6 protein-coding genes and 1 pseudogene are annotated in these 5,453 nt (G+C 69.3%); 5 read left to right on the top strand and 2 right to left on the bottom strand.

The window, feature by feature from the left end:
- Nucleotides 1–198: pseudogene (gene cca, locus C666_RS20845) on the top strand (multifunctional CCA addition/repair protein); the annotation flags it as partial.
- A gap of 139 nt (nt 199–337) precedes the next feature.
- Nucleotides 338–1,141 (top strand): alpha/beta hydrolase, encoded by an 804-nt coding sequence (locus C666_RS18405; RefSeq protein ID WP_004347792.1) that lies wholly within the window; start codon nt 338–340, stop codon nt 1,139–1,141.
- 25 nt (nt 1,142–1,166) lie between these two features.
- Here the strand turns inward: C666_RS18405 and C666_RS18400 are convergent, their stop codons facing one another.
- Nucleotides 1,167–2,342: a class I SAM-dependent methyltransferase gene (locus C666_RS18400; RefSeq protein ID WP_028792322.1), complete on the bottom strand. Its 1,176-nt coding sequence runs from the start codon at nt 2,340–2,342 to the stop codon at nt 1,167–1,169.
- 102 nt (nt 2,343–2,444) lie between these two features.
- Between C666_RS18400 and C666_RS18395 the strand changes: the two genes are divergently transcribed.
- The 3 genes from C666_RS18395 (at nt 2,445) to C666_RS18385 (ending at nt 5,199) form a co-directional block, all read left to right on the top strand.
- Nucleotides 2,445–3,230 carry a pteridine reductase gene (locus tag C666_RS18395; protein ID WP_004347790.1) on the top strand — a complete coding sequence of 262 codons (786 nt, stop codon included), beginning with the start codon at nt 2,445–2,447 and terminating at the stop codon, nt 3,228–3,230.
- A gap of 59 nt (nt 3,231–3,289) precedes the next feature.
- The gene (gene ttcA / locus C666_RS18390) at nt 3,290–4,234 is read left to right on the top strand and encodes a tRNA 2-thiocytidine(32) synthetase TtcA (protein WP_004347789.1); all 945 of its coding nucleotides are present in this window, start codon (nt 3,290–3,292) and stop codon (nt 4,232–4,234) included.
- Between the two features lie 98 nt (nt 4,235–4,332).
- Nucleotides 4,333–5,199, top strand: a complete 867-nt coding sequence (locus C666_RS18385) for an FHA domain-containing protein (RefSeq protein WP_004347788.1) — start codon at nt 4,333–4,335, stop codon at nt 5,197–5,199.
- 67 nt (nt 5,200–5,266) lie between these two features.
- On the opposite strand, the gene C666_RS20620 is transcribed toward C666_RS18385, so the two are convergent.
- On the bottom strand, nt 5,267–5,453 hold a 187-nt coding region (locus C666_RS20620), incomplete at its 5' end, for a PsiF family protein (RefSeq protein ID WP_004347787.1).

Genomic DNA, 5,453 nt, shown 5'->3' with positions numbered 1-5,453 from the left:
GACTGGGCGCCGCGCGCATCATGGCTCGGCGCGCTGGACGCGGTGCGCGGCATCGATGCCGGCGCGATCGCGCACAGCTGCGCCGACAAGGCCCGGATCCCGCAGGCGGTCCACGCCGCACGGGTAGACGCGGTACGCTCGCTCGGGCTCCGCGCGAACGGGCCCGGCCCGGACACCGGAGATACGGCCCGAACGTGACCCACTCGCCTTGCCGCCCTCCCCGGGCAGCGACAGAATCCAGAACGACAGACCATAACCCCTATCCCCGGACAGCAACCCGGCCACCCTGCCGCATCCGCGCCCGGATCGCTGTTCCCCGTCCCCAGGAGATCCCGTAATGAACACCAGCCGCTTCGGCGAACTCGAAGTCCTGTGCCACTCGCCCTCCGGCACCGCCCGCCCGACGCCACTGCTCTTCGTGCATGGCGCCTATGTCTCGGCCTGGTGTTGGGAAGAACACTTCCTGCCCTGGTTCGCGGCACGCGGATGGGCCTCCTACGCGGTGTCGCTGTCCGGCCACGGCCACAGCCGCCAGCGCGAGCATCTCGACACCTATTCGATCGACGACTACGTGCGCGACGTCGCCGAAGTCGTGGCGAAACTGCCCGCGCCGCCGGTGCTCATCGGCCATTCGATGGGCGGCATGGTGGTGCAGAAGTACCTCGAACAGCACGACGCCCCGGCGGCCGTGCTGATGTCCTCCGTCCCGCCGCAAGGCTTGATGAGTTCCGCCGTCGGCCTGATGCTTCAGCGCCCCACGCTGATGAGCGACCTCAACCGCATCATGGCGGGCAACGACGTCGACATCAGCAGCCTGCGCGAGGCGCTGTTCCACCAGCCGGTCGACAGCGCCGACCTGCAGCGCTACTACAGCCTCAGCCAGCCCGAATCGCACCGCGCGATCTGGGACATGACGCTGTTCAACCTGCCGAATCCCGGGCGCGTGCGCCAGGTGCCGATGCTGGTCCTCGGCGCCGAGCACGACACGCTGATTCCCGCCGAGCAGGTGCGGACGACGGCAGCCACCTATGGCCGCCGCGCGGAGATCTTTCCCGGCATGGGCCACGGCCTGATGCTCGAACGCGACTGGAAGCAGGTTGCCGAACGCATTGCCGCCTGGCTGGAAGGGCAGCAACACTGAGGCCGGGCCGCGGCCGCTGCGGCGCCTACAGGGTGTGCAGGCGGTCGCCGCGCATGAAGCCCAGCAGCGGCTGGCCGATGCCGCGGCCCAGCGCCAACACCTTGAACAGTTCGCCCATTTCCTGCGGCGCCGTCAGGCGCTGCACCGCCCGCGCGGCGCGAATGTAGTCGGCGCTTTCCTGCGGGCCGCGGCGCGCCAGGCATTCGAGCACGCCGCAGTTGAACAGGAACTGCGCCTGTGTGGCGTAGCCCTGGACATCCAGCCCCGCCTCGAAACCCGCCTCCGCGACTGCGGTGAAATCGACGAAGGCGGTGATGTCGTTGAGCCCCGGCCACAGGAAAGGATCGCCATGGGCGTGGTGGCGGTAGTAGCACAGCAGGGTGCCACCTGAGCGCGAGGGCAGATAGTACTCGGCGCGCGGATAGCCATAGTCGATCAGCAGCATCGCGCCGCTTTCCAGCCGCTCCGCCCAGGCCGACACCCAGGCCCGCCCTGCCAGATTGAGCTCGGTCACGTACTCGCCGCCGCCGGGCGCGGGCAGCGCCAGTGCCAGCGCGGCATCACGCACCACGCCTGTGGCCGGCACGTCGGCCCAGCACAGGCGGCGCACGCCGCCGGCATCGGCCGCGAGAACGACGCCGCGCTCGAACAGGCCATCCGCGCGCGACACCACCAGATGCACCGGCATCACATCAAGCACCTCGTTCGCCACCACCGCGCCGCTGAAACGCCCGGGCAGCGCATCGAGCCAGTGGACGCGCGCCGCCAGGTGGGGCGCCTTCTGCGCCAGGGTATCGAACTGGCGTTCGCGCAGTTCCCCCGACAATTCGAGGATGCCGTAGTGCTCGGGCAGGCAGTCGCGGCGCTCCAGTTCGAGCAGCAGGTCGGCGGCAAGCAGGCCCGTCCCCGCACCGACCTCGATCACCTGCGGCGCGCTCGCCCGCATCACCTGCGCGACCTGGGATGCCAGCGCCTGGCCGAACAAGGGCGTGAGCTCGGGAGCGGTGATGAAATCGCCGCCGGGACCGAACTTTCGCGCGCCGCCGCTGTAATAGCCTAGACCCGGCGCGTACAGCACCCGCTCCATGTAGCGCGCAAACGGTATCCAGCCGCCGCCGGCATCGATGTCGGCCTCGACGAGTGCGAGCAGGCGGGCGCTCTGGGCGAGCGCATCGGCGGAAGGCTGGGGCAGGGAAGACATGGGCACGGCGGGCAGGAAGGCGGAAGAGCGGGATTGTACCGGCAAGCCCGATCGTCCATGCTCACGCCGTGCAGATCACGATCATCGACACCGACACCCGACATGACGCCCTTCGATTCGCCCGGGCCTGACCCGCACGCCCCCCAGTCAGACGAGGCCCCCATCATCCTCGTCACCGGCGCGGCACGCCGCGTCGGCGCGGAAATCGCCCGCCACCTTCACGCCGCCGGCGCCCGCCTCGCGCTGCATTACCGCAGCAGCGCGGGCGATGCCGGACGGCTGGCCGCCAGCCTCAACGGGCTGCGCGCCGACTCCGCCTTCACCGTCGGCGGCGACCTCGGCCGCGCCGGCGTCGCCGAGGAAGTGGCCGCGGCCACCCTCGCCCGCTGCGGCTGCATCGACGGACTGGTGAACAACGCCTCCAGCTTTTTCCCCACCCCGGTCGGCCGCATCGACCACGCCGCCTGGGACGACCTCATCGGCTCGAACCTGATGGGGCCGCTCTTTCTCGCCCAGGCCCTGGCCCCGGCGCTCAGGCAACGGCGCGGCGCCATCGTCAACATCGTCGACATCCATGCCGAACGCCCGCTGCCGGGCTACCCGCTGTACAGCGCCGCCAAGGCCGGCCTGGCCGGCCTCACGCGCGCGCTGGCAATCGAACTGGCGCCGGAAGTCCGCGTCAATGGCGTGTCCCCGGGGCCGATCGAATGGCCGGAAGACGGGCAGTTCTCCCCGGAGGAACGCCAGCAGATCATCGGCCACACCCTGCTCAAGCGCATCGGTTCGGCCACCGACATCGCCCGCACGGTGCGCTTCCTGATGTTCGACGCGCCCTACATCACGGGCCAGATCATCGCCGTCGACGGCGGCCGCAGCGCCCACCTGTAAGCCAGACCAATGCGCTAAGTGTATAATTCAGCGCTTTTTTTGCCGACCGAGCCGACTCCGTGAGTGCCACCGCCGCCCCGCTTGACCCCCTCGCCCCCGCTGCTGACGCGGAGGCCGAGGCCCGCCATTCCAACACCTTCCTGCGCCTGAAGAAGAAACTCGAACGCAGCGTCGGCGAAGCGATCGGCGACTACGGCATGATCGGCGACGGCGACACCGTGATGGTCTGCATCTCCGGCGGCAAGGATTCCTACACGCTGCTGTCCTGCCTGCTGGCGCTGCGCGAGCGTGCGCCGGTCGACTTCCGCATCGTGGCGATGAACCTCGACCAGAAGCAGCCGGGCTTCCCCGACGACGTGCTGCCGGGCTACTTCGAGTCGATCGGCGTCGAGTACCGCATCGTCACCGAGGACACCTATTCCATCGTCAAGGACAAGATCCCGGAAGGAAAGACGACCTGCTCGCTGTGTTCGCGCCTGCGCCGCGGCATCATCTACCGCACCGCGAAGGAGATCGGCGCCACCCGCATCGCGCTCGGCCACCATCGCGACGACATCCTCGAAACCCTGTTCCTGAACATGTTCTTCGGCGGCAAGATCAAGGCCATGCCGCCGAAGCTCGTCAGCGACGACGGCAATCACGTCGTGATCCGCCCGCTGGCCTACTGCACGGAGGCCGACATCACCCGTTTCGCGCGCGCGATGGACTTCCCGATCATCCCGTGCAACCTCTGCGGCTCGCAGGAGAACGCCCAGCGCAAGCAGATCAAGGCGATGCTGCAGGGCTGGGCGCGCGACTTTCCCGGCCGCATCGAATCGCTGGCGACCTCATTGAAGAATGTGGTGCCATCGCATCTGGCCGATTCGCGGCTGTTCGATTTTGCCGGCCTGACACAGCAGACCCGCGTCGAAGAAGGCGACACGGCCTTCGATCCCATCGACCTGCCTCCCCTGCCCACGGCCCAGACGATACAGTTCCCGTCTCCCGTTCGCACCGACGCATAACGGCGAACACCAGGCAAGGGCTTGCACGGCGAGGCCCATTTCAACATCATTGGCGGCACCTCCCATACTCGCACCCGCATCCAGGCAAGCCCGAACCCATGTCCGACCGCAAGAACCTCTGTGTGCTCGTCGCCAATGCGATCGCTGACGACAGCCTCGTCGTGCGCCTCGGCACCACGGAAGCGGCGCACGCGGCCGAGCGCTGCCTGAACCGGGTCGAGCGTGCGATCGCCGCGCACGGCGGCCGTACGCTCATGCAGCAAGGCCTGTCGATCGTGGCCGCCTTCGAGCGCTGCGACGCCGGCGTGCTGGCGGCGAGCGAGATGCTCGACCGGATCAGGAGCCTGCCGAGCATGAACGGGCTGCGCCAGCCCGTGCGGATCGGCCTGCATTACGGCATCGTCGACCCGTCCGGGGAAGCCGGGGAAGGCATCGACGTCGCCCGGCGCATCGCTACCCACGCCGAGGCCGAACAGGCCCTCGCGAGCGGCACGGCGGTACTGCTGCTCACGCCCGGCACGCGCCACACAGCAGGGGCTCAGCCCTTGCACGCGCCGTCGCTGAACTCGCTCGGCTGGCCGGTCTTCGCCATCGGCCAGCGTGTGGGCATGGTGACCTCGATCCCGCCCACGTCGCGCCTGTCGCAACGCCTGCGCCTGCGCCACCAGGAAGACGTTGTCTTCGTCGAGGAACAGCGTCCGGTGCTGCTGCTCGGGCGCGAACTGGGCAACGACATCGTGGTCATGGACCCGCGCGCATCGCGCCAGCATGCGCGCATCGAACGGCGCCGGGAGGGCTTCACCCTCATCGACGCGAGCACCAACGGCACGTTCGTTTCGATCGAAGGCGGCGAGGAATGCTGCGTGCGCCACGACAGGCTGGTGTTGCGCGGCCCGGGCCGGATCGGCTGCGGCTTCTCCGCCGACGAAATCGACCGCGACCTGGTGTTCTTCGACATCGTCTGATCCCGCCCGCCGCAAGGCCGTTGCGCCGCCCGCTTTGCCGGCGAGCGGACGGCCATGGCCCGGCCTCCTAGCCCTTGGCGCACTCGGCGATGAAAGCCTTGCGCTTGGCACCGCTCAGCGATTGCTCGGTCGCCGCCTGGTTGCACGCCTTCCTTTTGTCGCTGGCCGCGCCTGCTGCGGCGCTGGCCGGAACAGGCGCAGCGGCGGCGGCAGGCACGGCAGCCGGCGGAGCGGCCGGCCCGGGGACCGGCGCG

The sequence above is a fragment of the Thauera linaloolentis 47Lol = DSM 12138 genome, assembly GCF_000310205.1.
GTDB lineage: Bacteria > Pseudomonadota > Gammaproteobacteria > Burkholderiales > Rhodocyclaceae > Thauera > Thauera linaloolentis.
Note: the sequence above shows the minus strand (reverse complement) of the source record. Positions and strands in the feature narration are given on the sequence as shown.